Annotated in this window: 15 protein-coding genes and 1 tRNA gene; 6 read left to right on the top strand and 10 right to left on the bottom strand. The window is 49.6% G+C overall.

The genetic code is table 11. The annotated features are described in order from the left end of the window. Positions 1-98: 98 nt before the first annotated feature. Complete coding sequence (locus tag DW720_RS00710) at positions 99-2,042, bottom strand: beta-L-arabinofuranosidase domain-containing protein (protein ID WP_118749148.1); 1,944 nt, start codon at positions 2,040-2,042, stop codon at positions 99-101. A gap of 449 nt (positions 2,043-2,491) precedes the next feature. Here DW720_RS00710 and DW720_RS00705 point away from each other — a divergent pair, with 449 nt between their 5' ends. Both DW720_RS00705 and DW720_RS00700 read left to right on the top strand, forming a co-directional pair. Continuing rightward, complete coding sequence (locus tag DW720_RS00705; RefSeq protein ID WP_118749147.1) at positions 2,492-3,409, top strand: AraC family transcriptional regulator; 918 nt, start codon at positions 2,492-2,494, stop codon at positions 3,407-3,409. A 215-nt stretch (positions 3,410-3,624) separates the two neighbouring features. After that, positions 3,625-3,864 carry a helix-turn-helix transcriptional regulator gene (locus tag DW720_RS00700; protein WP_022359127.1) on the top strand — a complete coding sequence of 80 codons (240 nt, stop codon included), beginning with the start codon at positions 3,625-3,627 and terminating at the stop codon, positions 3,862-3,864. A gap of 194 nt (positions 3,865-4,058) precedes the next feature. Here the strand turns inward: DW720_RS00700 and DW720_RS00695 are convergent, their stop codons facing one another. The 3 genes from DW720_RS00695 to nrdD all read right to left on the bottom strand — a co-directional run bounded on the left by DW720_RS00695 (position 4,059) and on the right by nrdD (position 7,976). Beyond that, positions 4,059-5,033, bottom strand: a complete 975-nt coding sequence (locus tag DW720_RS00695; RefSeq protein ID WP_118524693.1) for a hypothetical protein — start codon at positions 5,031-5,033, stop codon at positions 4,059-4,061. Positions 5,034-5,241: 208 nt separating this feature from the next. Next, positions 5,242-5,739 carry an anaerobic ribonucleoside-triphosphate reductase activating protein gene (nrdG, locus tag DW720_RS00690; RefSeq protein WP_117796799.1) on the bottom strand — a complete coding sequence of 166 codons (498 nt, stop codon included), beginning with the start codon at positions 5,737-5,739 and terminating at the stop codon, positions 5,242-5,244. A 47-nt stretch (positions 5,740-5,786) separates the two neighbouring features. Next, positions 5,787-7,976: an anaerobic ribonucleoside-triphosphate reductase gene (gene nrdD, locus DW720_RS00685; protein WP_117796798.1), complete on the bottom strand. Its 2,190-nt coding sequence runs from the start codon at positions 7,974-7,976 to the stop codon at positions 5,787-5,789. 735 nt (positions 7,977-8,711) lie between these two features. Between nrdD and DW720_RS00680 the strand changes: the two genes are divergently transcribed. Continuing rightward, positions 8,712-8,784: transfer RNA gene (locus DW720_RS00680), tRNA-Lys, on the top strand. A gap of 261 nt (positions 8,785-9,045) precedes the next feature. On the opposite strand, the gene trxA is transcribed toward DW720_RS00680, so the two are convergent. The 3 genes from trxA to trmB form a co-directional block, all read right to left on the bottom strand. Next, complete coding sequence (gene trxA, locus DW720_RS00675) at positions 9,046-9,363, bottom strand: thioredoxin (RefSeq protein ID WP_118468980.1); 318 nt, start codon at positions 9,361-9,363, stop codon at positions 9,046-9,048. A 61-nt stretch (positions 9,364-9,424) separates the two neighbouring features. Then, positions 9,425-9,568 (bottom strand): hypothetical protein, encoded by a 144-nt coding sequence (locus DW720_RS15640; protein WP_181357206.1) that lies wholly within the window; start codon positions 9,566-9,568, stop codon positions 9,425-9,427. A 250-nt stretch (positions 9,569-9,818) separates the two neighbouring features. Next, entirely contained in the window at positions 9,819-10,454 is a 636-nt protein-coding gene (gene trmB, locus DW720_RS00670) for a tRNA (guanosine(46)-N7)-methyltransferase TrmB (RefSeq protein WP_118749146.1), read from the bottom strand. Positions 10,455-11,030: 576 nt separating this feature from the next. Between trmB and DW720_RS00660 the strand changes: the two genes are divergently transcribed. After that, positions 11,031-11,933, top strand: a complete 903-nt coding sequence (locus tag DW720_RS00660) for an SH3 domain-containing protein (RefSeq protein ID WP_118749145.1) — start codon at positions 11,031-11,033, stop codon at positions 11,931-11,933. Positions 11,934-12,072: 139 nt separating this feature from the next. Here the strand turns inward: DW720_RS00660 and DW720_RS00655 are convergent, their stop codons facing one another. Beyond that, positions 12,073-12,735 (bottom strand): HAD family phosphatase, encoded by a 663-nt coding sequence (locus DW720_RS00655; RefSeq protein WP_107000922.1) that lies wholly within the window; start codon positions 12,733-12,735, stop codon positions 12,073-12,075. Positions 12,736-13,175: 440 nt separating this feature from the next. Between DW720_RS00655 and DW720_RS16170 the strand changes: the two genes are divergently transcribed. Next, positions 13,176-15,554, top strand: coding sequence for a TIGR01906 family membrane protein (locus tag DW720_RS16170; protein WP_347560686.1), 2,379 nt, complete (start codon positions 13,176-13,178; stop codon positions 15,552-15,554). Positions 15,555-15,707: 153 nt separating this feature from the next. Here the strand turns inward: DW720_RS16170 and DW720_RS00640 are convergent, their stop codons facing one another. Continuing rightward, positions 15,708-16,691 (bottom strand): 3'-5' exonuclease, encoded by a 984-nt coding sequence (locus tag DW720_RS00640; protein ID WP_118749144.1) that lies wholly within the window; start codon positions 16,689-16,691, stop codon positions 15,708-15,710. A 329-nt stretch (positions 16,692-17,020) separates the two neighbouring features. On the opposite strand from DW720_RS00640, the gene DW720_RS00635 reads away from it, so the two are divergent. After that, positions 17,021-18,310, top strand: a complete 1,290-nt coding sequence (locus DW720_RS00635) for a RelA/SpoT domain-containing protein (protein ID WP_118628363.1) — start codon at positions 17,021-17,023, stop codon at positions 18,308-18,310. Positions 18,311-18,514: 204 nt separating this feature from the next. Here the strand turns inward: DW720_RS00635 and DW720_RS00630 are convergent, their stop codons facing one another. Then, positions 18,515-19,705: an iron-containing alcohol dehydrogenase gene (locus tag DW720_RS00630; RefSeq protein WP_022359140.1), complete on the bottom strand. Its 1,191-nt coding sequence runs from the start codon at positions 19,703-19,705 to the stop codon at positions 18,515-18,517. Positions 19,706-19,756: the final 51 nt, after the last annotated feature.

Genomic DNA, 19,756 nt, shown 5'->3' with positions numbered 1-19,756 from the left:
CTCCCTTCTTTCTTATATAATACGTCTCTCTCCTTCTCTTATAGCCCGGATATTCTTTCAACTCCGAAGTATAAAATAAGACAAACGGTTTTATCTCTCTATTCCTGCATCCACACGCGCATATGCGTCATGCCGCGGTTGCACCATGCATAGTACGGAATTGCCTGCAGGATTACCACCTCTTCCGGTGCCGCATCTTCTGCATAAAGCGCCGGATTAACCGCCGACTTCTTCCGGCAGCCCGTCACGCGCAACGCCACGATGCCTCTCAGCAGATCCGCCTGATACGGAAGCGCTTCAATCTTCGCCTCCCGCGGAATCCGCAGTGTCTGAAGCTCCTCTCCGTTGTCCACGCCCTCAAAGGTGTAGATGATTGGTCCGCGTCTGAGTGCCACGCATCCGGCATCCGCCCGCACCATCGGGTGTGCATAGACCCGCTCCGGCTCCATCTCCATCTCGCAGGAAACAGTATCACCAGGCTGCCAGCTTCTCTGGATCATCCAGTAGCCCTTGTCTGTCTTGACTGCCCCGGAAACCGGTATGCCATTGACCTTCACCTGCATCTGATGGCACCAGCCCGGATAACGGACTGCCAAAGTAAATTCTGCTCCCGCCTTCTCCGGTTCTACCGTGTAGGTAACGGAGCCGTTCCACGGATATTTCGATGTAAGCGCTATCTTCACGCCGCCCGCCGTTTCAAAGGAAGCCGTTCCCCCGACAAACAGGTGGGAATAGATCGTATCTTCACTTGAAGACCATACATAAGAACCAAGTGAAGTCATCAGACGCGCCAGGTTCGGAGGGCAGCATGCACAGTCATACCAGCCGATCCGCTCCGGCGTGTACTCTTCCTCGCCGTATGCGTTGGTCGGCATGCCCGGATTGGCTTCAAGCTGATTGATATAAAAGAATTTCGTTCCGTCTAACTGCATGCCGCTGATGGTTCCGTTGTAAATCTCCCGCTCCAGAATATCTGCATACCGCGCGTCCGGATCCGCCTCCAGCATCTGTTTCGCGAAGAAGCAGACCCCCACCGCCGCACACGTTTCCGCGTAAGCGGTATCATTCGGCAAATCATAATCCACGGTAAATGCCTCGCCGTAATAGGTGGAACCGATTCCACCCGTTATGTACATCCGCCGGTCTACCATGTTGTCCCACATCTTCCGGCAGGCTGCCATCAGCGCCTCATCATGATTCTGCGCTGCCAGGTTTGCCGCCGCCGTCAGAAGATACATACAGCGGACCGCGTGTCCTTCCACCGTATCCTGCTCACGCACCGGCTTGTGGTTCTGCATGTAGGACGGCGGCTGCTTGTCCATGTAATCGGTGCGGCTCCAGCTTCTAGCCGCCGCTTCTTTATGGAAGAACTCCGGATCCCGCCCGCGCTCATCGATAAAATATGCCGCCAGCTTCCGGTATCTCTCTTCCCCGGTTGCCTGATAAAGCCGCATCAGCGCCAGCTCGATCTCCTCATGTCCCGGAATGCCGGTTACTTTGCCTGCTTCCCGTCCGAACCGCCGATCGATATGATCGCACAGCTTGCAGCAGATATCTAAAAGCTTCGTCTTTCCCGTCGCCTGATAGTACGCGACGCCTGCCTCCGTCATATGTCCGGCACAGTACATCTCATGGCAGTCCGTCAGGTTCTGCCACTTATGTTCCGGCTCCGCCGCAATGAAATAGGTGTCCAGGTAGCCGTCCGGCTGCTGCGCCCGCCCGATCAGGTCGATGATCGCATCGGCACGCGCCTCCAGCTCTGGATTTGCCTCGACGGTCAGCGAGTACGCCACCGCCTCCAGCCATTTCGCCAGGTCGCTGTCCTGAAATACACGCCCGTAATACGTTCCTTTCTCATCTCCCGCTGCAATGCGGAAGTTTTTAATCACATGGCTCTTTCGGATTCCGGACACCTCATCGTGAAGCACCCGTTCCTGATACGGAAGCATCGTGTGAATTACCACATTCTGTACCCGCGAAAAGAACGGGTCGTCTATCTTTACCTGTTTCAAATCAATGAAACTTGTCTCCTTTTTTACCATTCACAGAAAACCTCCTGATTTATTATTCACTTATCCGTAAGCGCCTATCAATAATCTGAAAAAGACTTCTTTTTTTGTATGTTTTCTTATAAGTATACCATTCAAATAGCGGAAAAGCGATCTAACACATTTTGCATATTATAGAAAAGAATACGCGTATTTTTATAGAACAAAATCAGCCTGATTTCATTCCTTCTTTTTCTCTGATTTTTCTTTATTCTTCATTCATCCCCTCTTATTTTCCCAAGTAGAGTGTTTTGTTTCTGCAAATATAAGAGATTTTCCAAACAGATTCTTGCTGTTTTTCTTTCTATTTGATATAATAAAATTGATATTTTAAATTTGTTTAACAACCTGGCAAAATTGTCCTGTTTTTCGTTTGCTTCTCTGCGGTTCAGACAGGATTCCTGTTACGTGGCTGTTTTTATTTAAACGGGAGTACATACATCATGAATTTTATTAATTTAAACTGTCCGCCCCTTCCTTATTTTATCGTCGGAGGCGGATGTGTTTACCGCCCCGGCGATATCCATGAGCGCCGGACGATCCGAAATGTCTTTGATCTTATCTATGTTCACAGCGGAACTTTATATCTCGAACAGGATCCGTTCCGCGTTGAACTGAATGCCGGGCAGTTTTTTATCATTACCCCCGATACCCCGCACCGCGGCAACCGCGTCTGCCAGGAAAAGACCACGACGAGCTGGGTGCATTTCTATACCAACGGCAAATACAGCCTGTCCGATGAATTTTACCCGGACAACGTAACCCGGCGCGCCGCGCCGAAATTTTACTATTCGCCGCAGAATTTCATTCTCTCCCTGCCGCGCACCGGCGCCGTGCCGGAAGCCAACCGGGAGAAGCTGGAAAAGTATCTGCAGCGGATGAACCTGGTTTCTTTCAGCAAATACACACAAAAAAAGAGCTTTCCGTCCTCCGTGCGGACGCCGTTTGAGCTCCAGAATGATTTCATTGAATTTCTCCAGGTTCTCTATGCGCCGTACTGCTACAGCCGCGAGAAGGAAAGCATCGCCCAGACGCTGCGCGACTATCTGGATGCCCACTACACGGAGGAGATCTCCTTAAACGATCTGGCGCGCCAGTATTCCTACAGCCCGTCCCACTTAATCCGCAGTTTCCACCAGGCATACGGCGCCAGCCCGATGCAGTACCTGAAAAAACTACGCATCGAACACGCCTCCCAGCTTCTCCTCCACTCCGACGCCACGATCCAGTCGGTCGGTGAGATGGTAGGACTGCGAATCCCATCCTATTTTATCCGCGTATTCAAGCAGGAGATCGGCATCACCCCAGCGCAGTACCGAATGTTTTACGCAGAAGAGAATGGGGGGAGTGAGGCGCCTTAAAGGCGATTCACAGCTGATGTTTTTTACTATCTATTTGTTTTCGTAAGAACTGCCATGAGCGTGGCAGTTCTTTTTTATACACAAACCAGTGAACAGTTTTTTAATGTATCTATCAGTTCCTTTACATCAGCTATTGTTTAAGCCAGTTATCCGCACATTGAAAATCCTTTATATTTAATGTGACACTGTGTGTATACAAAGGAGGAAATTCCGAATTGAAAACTGTCACGATTAAACTTCGCATTCATAAACTTTTGGCTGAAAAGCGTCTGACGAAATACCGTTTTATCGCCATGACCGGGCTTGGCTATAAAAATGCCAGCCGAATTCTGGACAATGAAACTGAATCCATCCGCTTCAGCACCATCGCCCGCATCTGCTCCGCACTGGACTGTACGCCCGGCGATCTATTTGAAGTTCATGAGGAAGAAGATCCTTACGATGGAATGTATTAAACATTCGGAAACAAGTGATTTCATGTGCGGATCGCACGCCAAAAAAGAGCTGTCAACCGACGGTTTGCACCGGCTTTTGTGACAGCTCTTTTTGGTGATCCTATTTTTAAAAACAGAAGCGGTACCGCCTCTGAAAAGACAGTACCGCTTAACCTATCCGAATATTATATATAAGTGTCCACCAACAAGATACCTTACCAGTCATCCCGTCCATACTCTTCCCGCTCATCCAGGGCATCATCTACACCATCGGCATATTCTGAATCCCGGCGGTAGCGATCCCAGTCATAATCATCACCTTCCATAACATCATCATATCCTGCATCATACGCTGCATAGGGATTCTGGAGATTCTTTTGCACCGGTGGTATTCCCCTCTGCGCAGGTGTGTTTTTACGGCTCCGTTGTTTCAGTTCCCACAAGGGATCCTCTTCTATCCGTTTAAGATATTCCTCATGGCTTCTGGATTCCTCTTCTTCTTTTTTCTTCTGTAATTCTATCAGCTCAGCCCGTTCTCTTTTTTTACGTTCCTCTTCTTCCCGTTTACTTTCTTCTATCTTCTCTGCCCTGTGCTGTTCACAGTATATGCCATCAAAGGCCAGATTGTAACATCCTTCCTCCCAGCACTTATACGGATATAGCAGAACCACGAGAAGTCCACAGCCCATCGCACAGATAAGCAGCGTACAGAGAGTCTGGCGATGCTTTCCAAACCAGTTTTTCATTCCTGCTGCCAGACGGTTTTCTTTTTTCTCTGTTTCCTTCTCAGATTCAGGACTCTCTTCTTTCTTTTTCTTCCGGGACTCCATCCACCAGGTCAGTTCGGCATCCAGCAAAAACAACGGTATCAGACATGTAAAGGTGCCAACAAACAGCATCAAAGCATTGCCCGAATCTCCATGCACGCTTCTCGCATACTGGTAATGGCACTCTTCGTCATACCAACTATACAGACTCCAGGCATATGCCCCCAGAATGCCGATCAGAACTATCCATTTTATCTGCTTTTCTTTCCGCAGGATTCTCATGACGAGAAGTGCTCCTGCCATCGCAAACAGGAAACCTATCTTTAGATACACCGGTGCCGCCACCAGAGAAATCCAGGCTGTATATACCGGATAAAAGACACCAATAACCACTATCACAATCATCAGAATTCCAGACTCCATAGCTATACCCCCTATTAAGTCCATCTTACCACAAATGCGGATGCTTAGGTGGGTTATTTATGCCCCTTGAAGAAAATATCCACTTATGATAGCCTGCCCCGGATTACAAAGGCACGTATATGCTTGCTGTATCTCCCTTGTAATGCAAAAAGCTGCCGCAGATCAGAAAGTTTTTTCCGATCTGCAGCAGCTTTTTATCTCATTCTTATTATTTTCTTCCTATTCTCTTAAGCTCCAGAATCCTCTGGTTCCGGCTTCCGCGAAACTGCAGGGTCAGATCCTTCTCCGCTTCCACGAACTCTCCGTCCACCAGCACATCCACATAGGACAGCATCTCGTCTGTCACCTCTGTATGGACCACGCCGCCGGCTGCCAGATCCCGATCCCACAGATAGCCGCTGTAGCACCAGATATCCTTCTCCGGATACGTCTCGCGCACCTTCTGAAGTAAATGTACCAGCTCCACCTGGTTTTCCGGCTCAAACGGTTCTCCGCCGAGCAGCGTAAAGCCCTGTATATATCCCGGCTCCAATGCCGCTAAAATCTCTTTCTCCGTCTCTTCTGTATATAACTGTCCATATCGGAAATCCCACGTCTCCGCATTGAAACAGCCCTTACAGTGATGGCGGCACCCCGACACAAACAAGCTGACGCGCACGCCAGGACCGTTGGCAATATCATACTTTTTGATGGTTCCGTAATACATATCTTCCTCCCCTAGACCAATGTACTCTCGGAGGCTTTCACCACATCCTACAGATGCAGCACCCGATCGCGGATCTCCTGGGTACGTCCCTGATTCCAGAACTGGGTTCCGATGTAGCCGCAGGTACGGCGTGCGACAAAGAGCTTGTTCTGGTCGCGGTTGCCGCAGTTCGGGCACTCCCACACCAGCTTGCCAGCCTCATCCTCAACAATCTTGATCTCGCCGTCATAGCCACACTTCTCACAGAAATCACTCTTGGTGTTCAGCTCCGCGTACATAATGTTATTGTAGATAAACTGCATTACAGAGAGAACTGCCGGAATATTAGTCTGCATATTCGGCACCTCGATGTAGCTGATCGCACCGCCCGGGGAAAGCTTCTGGAACTCTGCCTCAAATTTCAGCTTACTGAACGCGTCAATCTTCTCGGATACGTGTACATGGTAGCTGTTCGTGATATAGTTCTTATCCGTAACGCCCGGAATGATACCGAAGCGCTTCTGCAGGCATTTTGCAAATTTATAAGTCGTAGACTCCATCGGCGTGCCGTATACAGAATAGCTGATGTTCTCCGCCTCTCTCCACTCTTTGCATTTATCATTCAGACGCTGCATAACTTTCAGTGCAAATGGCTTCGCCTCCGGATCGGTGTGGGATTTTCCTAACATCCGCATACACATCTCATACAGACCTGCATATCCCAGAGAAATCGTAGAATAGCCGTTGTACAGGAGTTTGTCGATCGTCTCACCCTTTTTCAGGCGGGCAAGCGCACCATTCTGCCACAGAATCGGCGCCACATCGGAGATCGTGCCGAGCAGCCTCTCATGACGGCAGCGGAGCGCACGATGGCACAGTTCCAGTCTCTCATCGAGAATCTGCCAGAAACGGTCCATATCTCCCTCCGAAGAACAAGCCACATCGACCAGGTTAATCGTGACAACACCCTGGTTGAAACGTCCATAGAATTTATGCTTACCGTTCGGCAGCATCTGGGAATCTTCTACCGTCAGGAAAGAACGGCAGCCCATGCACGGGTAAACCTCGCCCTTCTTTAATTCCTTCATAATCTTAGCGGAAATGTAGTCCGGAACCATCCGTTTCGCGGTACATTTCGCTGCCAGCTCAGTCAGGTGCCAATATTTCGAACCTTCTGTAATATTGTCCTCATCCAGCACATAGATAAGTTTCGGGAACGCCGGTGTGATCCAGACGCCCTTTTCATTCTTGACGCCCTGCATTCTCTGCAGCATCACTTCCTCGATGATCATCGCAAGGTCATCTCTGGTCCGTCCCTCCGGAACCTCGTCCAGATACATAAATACCGTGACAAACGGAGCCTGTCCGTTACAGGTCATCAGGGTGATAAGCTGGTACTGGATCGTCTGGATGCCGCTCTTAACCTCCTCGCGCAGACGGCGTTCGGTCACGCGGTTGATGATATCCTCATCCAGTGCCTCGCCGCACTCGGTGCGCTCTGCAATCACGTTCTTGCGCAGCTTCTGACGGCTGATGTCCACAAACGGTGCCAGATGCGCCAGAGTAAAGGACTGTCCGCCATACTGGTTGCTGGCTACCTGCGCCACGATCTGGGTAGTCACGTTGCAGGCCGTAAAGAAACTGTGCGGCTTCTCGATCATCGTCTCACTGATCACAGTGCCATTCTGCAGCATATCCTCCAGATTGATCAGGTCGCAGTTGTGCTCCTTCTGTGCAAAATAGTCGGTATCATGGAAATGGATGATGCCTTCCTCATGCGCGCGGACGATCTCCTCCGGCAGCAGCACACGCTTGGATAAGTCCTTGCTGACCTCGCCCGCCATGTAGTCACGCTGGGTCGAGTTGATGACCGGGTTCTTGTTGGAGTTTTCCTGATTCACTTCTTCATTAATATGGTCCAAAAGTGCCAGGATGCCGTTATCGGTCGTGTTGGACTTGCGTTTTAACTCCCTGCGGTAGCGGTAGCGCACATATTTCTGTGCAACCTCATAACCACGCATCTCCATAATGCTGGTCTCTACCATATCCTGGATATCTTCCACATTCACCGCGTGCGGCATCTCCTGCACCTGCTCGGCGATCGTATCTGCAATCGCTTCAATCTGGTACGGGTTCATCTGGTGAATACGCTCCACATTGCCGTTCGCTTTCGTGATCGCATTTACGATCTTCGCCCGGTCAAAATGTACTTCTTCTCCATTTCGTTTGATTACATTGGTTGTTACTGTGTCTTCCATCCCTGTTCCCTCTCCTTACCCTTAAGCCCGTTTTATGACTTGTCTTCTATAATCTATAAATTGACTCGCCGGTTCCTGTTTCTGTGATTTCTCTTTCTACTTTTATGGCATACATCGAACATCCATCTGTATCCATTTCCCGTCCCCCAGCTTACTCTCATTTCCTCATTCATGAGAGCAACGCCTTCTTCTGACAGGCTATTTTTCATGTCCGGATGCCTTCACTGACAGGATTCTTTTCCGTTCCGACTTGTCTTACGATTGGCTTTATTTTTGATTTGTATTTAGGTAATTTTTAGAATTACACACAAAATATTGAACTCGTTTTCTTTCATAACACAATATATAGTGTGTTCGTCGTGACGTATTTAAGCATACACCAATTAGATTAAAAATGGAAGAGGATTCCCCTATATTTTTTCGAATCAGAATTTTGCACAAAAATCATTTTCTCCCTTTACAAACACCCAAATCTGTGATCCCCTTTCCACGACGTTCTTTCCAGACTTATCCACCGTCCCATGTGCAAAACCCACCTCGTCATTTCTCCCATGGCTGCATCCCATATACCCTCTGAGTCTCCTTCGCCCATACCCTTATCTGTTTTAAAAATACCGAAAATAATGCTTTTTAAAATATTTTTAAAAATATTTAAAAAACTGTTGACATTTTATTCTGGATGGAGTAGAATAACTCATGTCTTACGGATGAGGCATCCGCAAGAAAACAAAATAAGCGCCTTTAGCTCAGTTGGTAGAGCAGTAGACTCTTAATCTATTTGTCCAGGGTTCGAGTCCCTGAAGGCGCACTATCAAGTGCTTGTTTCGCAGACCGAGAGCTGTGGGGCAGGCACTTTGTGTTTAGGCAATGAGGCGTGCAAAATAAAAAAGGTATGGCTTCTGAGGCGTTGTGCTCGCACATAAGCATCAGAAGTTATACCTTTTTTGTTTTATAGGGCGAATGCCCTACAGCGAGGAAAAGCGCCAGCTTTTTCGAGCTGCCGCACGCCGGATTTCAAAGATGCGACTCTTTTCAAACTGCCCCACGCCGGACTCCAAAGACGCAGCTTTTACAGTGCCCGCCCAATCGCCTTCTCCACTTCCTTCTTTGAACTAGCGCCGACTTCCTTGCTGAATACTTCCCCATTCCGGAAAATAATCATCGTCGGGATCGACATAACCTTATACCGGACTGCAATATCCGGGTTCTCATCGACATTCAGCTTTCCGATCTTCACTCTTCCCTCATACTCGCCCGCCAGCTGCCCGATCACCGGCGCCATCATCTGGCACGGACCGCACCAGTCTGCATAAAAATCAACCAGTACCGGAATCTCCGATTTCAGTACCTCCTCCTCAAAATTCGCGGTCGTAAACTTCATTTCCATCACTCATTTTCTCCTTTCGTTCTATCCATACAGGCAGTCAACAGAAGTGCCCTGTTTCTCTTTACGACGGCTTCTTTTTACCGCCTCCCAGTGCCTTTGCTGCCTCTTCCATCGATTTTTTCCATTTTAACGCCTGTTTATTCAGTTCCACCTTATCGCTGGTCGCCTGAATAAGTTTCCGTGTAAGCTGCTTTTTAATATCCATTCCTGACTTCTGGCAAACGCTCTGCGCGCCTCGTTACCATTCATGTGAGTCCAGGTTTCTCACAAAAAGCACCGCCGCGCATCCAGCCATCCTTCTTTATATTATAGTAAATATATGCAGCTTTTATTTTCTTTATTCCGGCTCTGCCAGCTCAGATAACCGTTAAATACGGCAAATTCCTGCTACCACCACGTTTTCTTACGGCACTTTCGGTTCCAAAAGTGCCTACCCGTGTACAGTAATGATTTTCCTACCGCACTGCCACCAGCTTGCAGATCGGCTTGCCCTGCGCCGAGAACTTTGCCTCGTACTCGGTCATGACGTTGCCCTCTGCCATCTCGCTGTGGTGCAGGTCACGGGTATATTCTGTGATGCGCCAGCCCGCCTCCGGGATAGCTTCCAGGGAATAGGAAAATAAATCCTGGTTGTCCGTCTTGAACTCGACTCTTCCATCCTTCTGGAGAATCTGATCGTACACTGCCATAAATGGCGGCGAGGTCAGTCTCCGTCTCGCATGGCGGTCCTTCGGCCACGGATCCGAAAAATTCAAATAAATCCGCTCTACTTCCCCCGGTCCAAAAATCTCTGCCAGTTCTCTGGCATCCTCACATAAGAAATAGATATTGGACAGTTCCATCTGTTCTCTCTTGCGGATCGCCTTTAAAAGAACCGTCGAATATTTCTCAATACCAACAAAATTCACATCCGGGTTGCGGGACGCCTGCTCCAAAATAAACTGACCTTTACCCATACCCACCTCGATGCGGATCGGATGGTCATTTCCAAAAATCTGCTGCCAGGTTCCCTTCTTCTCCTTCACCCCATGAACCACATGCGGGTTTTCTTCTATCATCTGCTCTGCGCCCGGTATATGGCGTAATCTCATCTTCGTTCCTCCTGCTGTCTACAATCTGCGCCGTCCCGGATGGACTTTCTTCCGTACCGTATCATTCCGTTGAGACGCCCCGGCTTACCCGCCGGATCTATCCTTATCTTACCATTGAAGCCCCCATTTCGCAAGCAAAGGTGCTCTATTTTCACACCATTTTACGATCCCCGTGTTACTGTTCACGCATACGTGCCCAGTAACGGAATTTGCCGTGGCTTCGCATTTAAATACGGCAAATTCCTGCTGCCACCACGTTTTCTTGTGGCACTTTCGGTTCCAAAAATGCCTGCCCATAAACAGCCTCCACTCTCCTCCATGCCGTCCCTTCTAATCCGTCCGACTTTGTGTCCTTTTCTTACAAATTTCATAACTTTTCCAATTTTCATCATTTTATAGATGAATAATTCAACCGATTATATTATAATAATTTTAGAGCAAAACCAAACATACGGTCACGAAATGGCTGCCGTCTTTTCACCCGTTCGCCGGACATTCAAAAGTCAGGATCCGTCCGGGAACAGCCGTCGGCACGCCGGTTTCGGACCTGCATCATATACACAGGAGGATATGCCTATGGGAACAACAGCTAACACAGGTCAGAGCACCTGGGAACAAATCCACGGCGGGGTTCGCGAGACCGAGCGCCTGATCGGACAGAAGAATTATAACCTGGCGATGGTGAAAGCCCGCCAGACCCTTGAATACATGGTCAAATGCCTCTGCGAGCGATATGGCATCCTGGAGACCGGCCTTCTGGAAATGATCGATGCCCTCTACAGCGCCGGAAAAATCAGCAAGACCACCTGCGAACATTACCACAAGATCCGCACGATCGGCAACAAGGCGATCCATGAGGGAGACAACAGCGCCTACAACGCCAATCAGGCGCATCACCTTCTGTCGCAGGAGGTCTACACCTTCGCAAATGACTACAATGACACAAAAAAATCCACCCGGGCTTCCCGAAGTGCAGCTCCAACCTCCGCTTCTTCCCGCCTTCGTGGGAACAGCCGCCATCCCTCTGCCGGCTCTGGAAACGGAAAACCTGCCTGCACACGTTCCGGCAGCTCCGAGGGACGCCGTCCGCGCGCCTATGCAGGCGGTCCGTCTTTTGAATTTCGAAGCATTATTAAACCAGTGCTTCTGATTATTATTATCATCCTGCTGCTTTTGATCATCAAGATGATACGCCCTGCGACGGATGCCAAACCGGATTCTACTGCAGCCGTCAGCACCGAATCGCTGGCTCCAGAAACCGAGGCAGAGACCGTTGCCGCAGAATCGACCGTTTACCGGACCACCGACACAGTCAATGTCCGTCCGGAACCATCCACCGACACCGACAGAATTGGTGTTCTAGCACCAGATACCGATGTGGAATATCTCCGTGATTACGACGAAAAATGGGCGGTAATCAGCTACAACGGACAGGAAGCCTACGTTTCCAGAGACTTTATCCGGCAGGTTTCGCAGTAATCAGCCAAAAAAGAACCATACATGCAGTGATTCTTCTCCCTGACATATATGGTTCCTTTTCATTTTCTTTGTACAATGGTTCATCACTTTCGCAATTATACTTTCCGCAATGAATCCCTGAATTTACTCAACTCAAATTTTACTTTAAATCCCGAATTTTCTCCGCCAGCGGCACAATCTCCTCCAGCGAATTTAACTCATAGTCCGCCAGACTCCGGTCAAAGGAAAAACGGTTATCGATGAGCGCCGCCACTGTCATTCCCGCGCAGTGCCCCGCCGTAATGCCGACCGTCGAATCCTCAATCACAAGGCACTCCTCCGGCTGCAGGCCCATCTGCTCCGCCGTATAGAGGTAAACCGCCGGATCCGGCTTGCTGCGCTTGAACGTACTCGCACTGATCATCCGCTCCAGACGGGACGCCACGCCATTTTCCTTTAAAATGCGCTCCACCTGCTCAATATTCGTCGCGGATGCGACCGCCAGCCGGAAGCCCTCTGCTTTCAGGCGATCCATCACATCCAGAATCTCCGGGCGGAAGATCGAGAGATAATCAATCGAATTAAAAATGTCCGTCCAGCGCCCCAGATACTCGTCATGCAGCTCCTGCCAGGTCTGACCATTGTGGATCGCCTTCTCCACAACCATCCAGCAGTCCTGCTTCGTCGTCCCCACCGTCCCGTGCAGACTCTCCAGAGTCACCTCCGGATTTTTCGTTTTTGCATATTCATACAGATAATTCAGATAAATTCCTTCACTGTCAATGATGACCCCATCCATATCAAAGATGACTGCCTTTATCATATTCGTATCCTCTCTCTTTCTGCTCCAGATTATAACATCTTCCCCCAGTATACAGGAATCCCCCGCCAGCTGACAAGCCCCTATTCCACCCTCCCGCCATTCTTTCGAAAAATTTATTACTGTTCACGCATCGTGCCCAGTAACGGAATTTGCCGTGGCTTCGCATTTAAATATGGCAAATTCCTGCTGCCACCATGTTTTCTTACGGCACTTTCGGTTCCAAAAGTGCCTACCCGTAAACAGTAACAAAAATTTCACATATTTTTCCATTTCGCGCCTTTTCATGCTTCCCCGAAACTGTTATACTGGATAACGAAACGGAAACTTTAACATACAGAGCCGTTTCAAGGAAAATAGAACAAACGACCTCTTTACAAATTTATCACATAAAATGAAAGGCTGCAGCTGTACCACAATCTGACAGCCGCGAAAGGTTTTATATGACACAGAAAAAAACATATTTAAGCTGGCTTCTGGGGCTTATCTGTGCTTTCAGTCTGATGATCATGTTTCTGATCACCTCGGTGGAAGCCGTCGCTTACTGGACGCCGCATTATTATGAAAATGAATACACCCGCTACCAGGTTGCCGATGATGTCCATATGGAGATGGACGACCTGCTTTACGTGACGGACGAGATGATGGCGTATCTGCGCGGCAGCCGCGACGATCTGAACATTGACACCGTCGTAGACGGGACGCCGCGCGAATTTTTCAACGCCAGGGAAAAGGCGCACATGGCGGATGTCCGCAACCTCTTTCTCGGAGGACTGGCGCTGCGCCGCCTCTGCCTGTTTCTGGCAGCGGCATCGGTTGCACTGCTGGCACTTTTAAAGGTTCCGTTAAAACACCTGCTGCCACGGATGCTCTGCGCCGGGACGGTTTTATTTCTGGGCGTGACCGCCCTGCTTGCCGGGATCATTTCCACTGATTTTACGAAATATTTTATTATTTTCCACAAAATCTTCTTTACCAACGATCTCTGGCAGCTCGATCCGCGGACCGATCTTCTGATCAACATCGTGCCGGAACCATTTTTCATGGACACCGCCGCCCGGATCGGCATCACCTTCTGCCTGATGACCGGCGCCCTGTTTCTTCTCTGCCTTGCATGTATCCTGCGGGAACACCGCAGGGGCAAATCAGGGGCAGAAAATTCCGGAAATTCCGGAGGTGTCAGCTCTCCAGGTAGTTCCAGCCACCCGGCTGCTCCGGATTTGAAGACGAAAATAGCTGGCAGCACAGGCAGCAAGTTGTCCTTGTTTTTAATTGGTACACTTTTGCTGTCCCTGCTCGCCGCCCCGATGCAGGCGCTTGCCTCCACTGAATGGCCGTCGGACATTTCGATTGACTCCGATGCCGGGATCGTCATGGACGCCAACACCGGAGTCGTTTTATATGGAAAAAACATCCACGAAACCTACTCTCCTGCCAGTATCACGAAGGTTCTGACCTCCCTCATCGTTCTGGAGCACTGTTCCCTCGATGAGACAGTCACCTTTTCCGAGAGCGCGGTCTACAACGTGGAATCCAACAGCAGCAGCGCCGGATACGATACAGGCGATACTGCCAGCGTCAAGGACTGCCTCTACGCCCTGCTTTTAAAATCAGCCAATGAGGCTGCCAACGCACTCGCCGAGCACGTAGCTGGCTCCGCTGATGCATTTGCTGTTTTGATGAATGAAAAAGCCGCCGAGCTTGGGTGCCAGGATTCGCATTTTGCAAATCCGAGCGGTCTGAATAACGAGGAACACTATGTCAGCGCCTACGACATGGCGCTCATCACGCGGGCGGCATTTGAAAATCCTACGTTTGCCAAGATCGTCGAGACAACCTACTATAAACTGCCGCCGAACCAGAAAAATCCCGAGGGACAGGGCATCTCCCCGGGCAATAAGCTGGTCAAAAAGAACTGGCCGCAGTACTACCGTCCGGACGTCCTCGGCGGCAAAACCGGTTATACCTCCATCGCCCTCAACACACTGGTCAATGGTGCCAGACAGGGCGATACGACACTGATTACCGTCATCCTGCACAGCAACAACACGCAGTATGAGGATACCAGCCGGCTGCTCGACTTTGGATTTAACAATTTCCAGTCGGTCAAAATTGCAGATTATGATCAAACTTTTTCAAATATCGGAAAAGATTTAAAAATTGCAGATGTGTCTACCGCCGGGGGCGAATCCCTGTCCATCGACCCAGATAGCCGCGTGGTACTTCCAAAAACAGCGGATTTCTCGGAGACAACGACCTCCTTCGACTATGAGATCCCGGCTGGCGCACCGGACGGCACAATCGCCTGTGTCACTTATTCGCTCGGCGATCACAAGGTTGGCCAGGCATATCTGACCCTCACCGACAGCAGCCAGACAGCGGCAGATATTCCTGAAAAGCTCGTATCCCAGGCGGCAACAGCTGCCGCGCAGGACAGCTCCGACACTGCCCTCTCAAACGGCTCCTCGGAGGCCTTGCCGCTCTCCAATCCGCCCGAATCGGCTGCTAATCAGGAAAATAGTTCCACCAGTAAATCCTTTGGACAGCTGTTTCATATTTCCGTCCGCGTTCCACCGGCATTCATCGCCGCACTGACCGCCATTCTTGTCGTGATCGGCGCGGTCACCGCCGGCATCCGTTTTCTCCAGATGCAGCGCCGCCAGGAGGAGGACGCCCTCGCAGAACGCCGCAGACGGCGCGCGGAACGTCTCCGCGACAGCGGAATGTCCGAAGCAGAGTTCGACCTGATGATGCAGGACCGCCGAACGGCGCTGGCGAAAAAAAGGAAGAAACGATCGCATAAAATAAAATCTCATAACTGACACAAAAAGAGTTACCAGATGTGGAACTTCTCTTCATTTCCATATCCAGTAACTCTTTTCTTTACATTATTTCGTAACTGTTCAGTACCTTCACAGTCACATTATTTCTTTAATTCCTATTTCATACGGTCAATCCACTCGGCTGCCTTCGCCCTACTCGGCGGCTTCTGCCGTCTTTCCAGACTTCTTCGCCTTGTTGCGTTCCGCGCGCTTCTTCTTCGTTTCCTCCTTCTTCTGCTCCACGTAGGCTGCTCCCTCTTCTCCGACCAGCTTCGTCGTCTTAACAGCAAAGAATGAGCCGTCCTCCGACTTCTTCATCCGGATCTTTCCCTTCATATAACCGTGCTCCGGACAGACCGCCAGACAGAAATAAAATTTCTGATTTGAGGAAAACCAGCGGATCTTTTTCCGCAAGGTCCGGCGGCATTTGTAACAAACCATCTCCGCCACACGCCGTTCCTCCAAAATTTCTTCCTTCGTCTCATGCTCACGCGACACAAATTTCGCATATTCTGGAAATTCCAGGTAAATCTCGTCCTCCTCCGTCAGCGGCGGCTGGTAATAATCCACTGAAATATACTCCATCATGCTGTAAAAGTCCATCTCACTCATGACACGCCCCGTGTAGTACGCATCATCCAGCGCCCGGTGGAACGGGCGGTCTTCCGTGAGGTGCAATTCCTCTACCACGGTATCTAACGACTCCTTTTGCTTAGTGCCGTGGATCAGGGCATAAATTTTCTGCAAATCATAGTAGAGAAGCGGCAACGGAAACTGCAGATCCATCCCGTGATACACCATATTCCGCTGCAATTCAGTCAGATCCATCGAGCCCCACGTACAGAACCGATAATCATCCCCGCACCATTCTAAAAATTCGGTCATCGCACGCACAAAATCCTCGCCTTCTGTGTCAAGCTGCTCGATCGACATATGCGTCACTTCTGATATCTTATAATGCATCTGCCGGTACACCCGCGGGCGGATCAGACGGCGAAATTCCGAAATGATTTGAAGATTTGTATTTAATTTTACCGCGCCTATCTCAATAATCTCAAATGGAAGCCGGTTCATCGAGCCTTCCTTGCCCGCCGGACTCTGGTTCCATTCCAGATCTAATACTATAAACTGTCCCATAATTCTCGTCTCTTTGTAACGGTTCCTTTTTTCCCCATTACCTCTTACTTTTCTTTCTTCACGTTGTCACTGTCCATAACTTTACCACAAATCTGTGTATAAGTCCATATTTGGTTATTGGTTCACGGGTAGGCACTTTCGATTCCAAAAGTGCCTACCCGTGAACAGTAACTTTGGAACCGAAGGTGCCGTAAGAAAACCTAATATTTTACATAGAACCACTGGCAGAGTGCTTCCATCTTTGCTATACTTCATGATAGAAAGAAAAAGCATTTTTTATCAGAATGCTTTCTTCTAAGCTTTATTATGCACCTTGGGAGGGGCTGCTTATGGATTTAATACAACAATTTATCGATACATACAAGATGAAATGGACGTTCTACGACGCAGCCGGCCGGCTCGCGGCAGAGAAACTCCAGCTTGCCCTGCAAAATGCCGGTATCCGGGCGATCGTGACCTCTCGCGCCAAGAATCCCGCCAGACTCCGCACAAAAGTGCAGCGGCGCAATTCCAGACGTGAAGAACCATACCAGACACTCGAGGAAATCTACAACGACATTGCCGATCTGTCCGGCGTGCGCGTCTCCCTGTATTTCCCCGGTGATCGCGGCAAGGTAGATGCGATCATCTCGGAGCTTTTCAATATCCTGGAATTTAAACAGTTCCCAGAACAGTCGAAACCCCCGACTTACCACAAACGGTTTTCCGGCTATTGGGCGAACCATTACCGCGCGCGGATGCGCGATGAAATTTTAAATGAATCACAAAGAAAATACGGAGCGGCGCGCATCGAGATCCAGGTGGCATCCCTGATCATGCACGCGTGGTCCGAGGTTGAACACGACCTGATTTACAAGCCGATGCAGGGAACTTTATCTGAGGAAGAGCTGTCAATCTTAGATGAGTTAAATGGTCTGGTTCTTGCCGGTGAGATCGCGCTGGAACGCCTACAGGCAGCCGGAAATGAGCGGCTCCGCAGCCGCAATGCCGCGTTTGGAAGCCAGTACGAGCTGGCGTCCTATCTCTATAACTTCCTGAGCAGCCATCTCAAAACCGAGGACATCGAGCTTCGAATGGGAAATATTGCCCTGCTCTACCGACTTTTGCAGCGTTTACAGCTCACCGGTCTCAAAGATATTACCCCCATTCTGCGGTCTGTCAAATTTGAAAAGGATCGGCGCACCATTTCCCAGCAGATCATCGATCAGATTATCTCCGGCAATGAAAAGCGCTACCAGTGCTACCAGGAGCTGCGGACGGAACCAGAAACCACCTCACCAGAAACCCTGCAGGCTGTCAACCAGTTTCTTGAAGAGTGGGTACCGTTAGAGCGCCTGCTCAACAAGACTGCACGGCGCACCTCGCCGCGTTCCCGCGGTGCCTTCAATATCAATACGCTCAAGCGGATGGATCTCTTTGACAAAGAAATGATCAACCAGATTGTCCAGCTCCGCAAGCTGCGGAATGTCCTGATCCACGACATCGAGCTGCCGGATCAGGCGCAGATTCTCCGCTGTACAGAGGAAGCGAAAGCACTTCTGGCACGGCTGACCGGGCAGCATGAAGCAATGACAGACGGAGAAACCGGTGAGAAAAACAGTCACGCAGAAAACGCATAGGACGCAAACGCGCCAATCACCAAAAAGGTAAAACACCAGCTAACAAAAAAACACAATGATAAAAGCCATCCAGTTTTTAGCCGGATGGCTTTTATCATTCTAAATCAGAAACTTATTAAATTAGAGATTGCAGGCAAAAATCCCATTGCCGCAGGCAATTTTTAATGGATTTTTGCGCGTGACTGTGAAGGTACTGAACAGTTCCTAGAAATCAACCTCTGTATCATAGAAGCAGCAGGTCAGAAGTTTCGCCATCTGCTCCGGATTGATCGAACGCGGGTTGGAACCGGTACATGCATCGCCAACTGCCAGCTCTGCTACGGTTGCCAGTTTGTCATTGAATTCTTTCTCGTCAATGATTCCACCCTCATAGAGCTTAATGCTCGGAGCGATATTTAACTGCTTGTTCATCTCTTTGATCTCGGCAATCAGAGCGTCAACCAAAGCCTCGTCGCTATCTCCCTGTAAGCCGATGAACTTCGCGATATCTGCATAGCGGGAAGCTGCCTCCGGTTCCTTGGAGTTAAATTTAATAACCTTCGGAAGATACATCGCATTCGCTGCACCATGAACGATATGTCCGCCGGAGTAAGCTGCACCTGTCTTGTGTGCCATAGAATGGACGATACCAAGCAGTGCATTGGAGAATGCCATACCTGCCAGGCACTGTGCGTTGTGCATACGTGCTCTCGCTTCTTTGTCGCCATTGTAAGATTTAACCAGATAGGTATGAATCATCTTAATTGCGTGAAGTGCCAGCGGGTCGGTGTAATCACAGTGAAGTGTGGATACATACGCCTCGATCGCATGGGTCATCGCATCCATACCGGTGTTTGCGGTCAGCTTCTGCGGCATGGTCTCAGCCAGCTCCGGATCCACGATCGCTACATCTGGTGTGATATTGAAATCTGCTAACGGATATTTGATACCCTTATGATAATCGGTAATAACGCTGAATGCCGTAACCTCAGTTGCTGTACCAGAAGTAGACGGAATCGCGCAGAATTTTGCCTTTGTACGCAGTGTTGGGAAATTGAACGGAGTGATCAGATCCTCAAACTTGGTATCCGGATACTCGTAGAATGCCCACATCGCTTTTGCTGCATCGATTGGGGAACCGCCGCCGATCGCTACGATCCAGTCCGGACCAAATTCCTGCATAAGCTTTGCGCCCTTCATAACGGTCTCAACGCTCGGATCTGGCTCTACTCCCTCAAACAGAGCCACTTCCATGCCAGCTTCTTTCAGATAATCCTCTACTTTCTGAAGAAAACCGAAGCGTTTCATGGAACCACCGCCAACGACAACGACTGCCTTTTTGCCTTTCAGATTTTTCAGTTCCGCTAAAGATCCTTCTCCATGATAGAGATCCCTCGGTAATGTAAATCTAGCCATATTGATACTACCTCCTGTTAATTTTTTAACCACCCTATACCTAGATTATAG

Origin of the sequence: Clostridium sp. AM27-28 (genome assembly GCF_003480955.1) — a bacterium.
Taxonomy (GTDB): domain Bacteria; phylum Bacillota; class Clostridia; order Lachnospirales; family Lachnospiraceae; genus Otoolea; species Otoolea fessa.
Note: the sequence above shows the minus strand (reverse complement) of the source record. Positions and strands in the feature narration are given on the sequence as shown.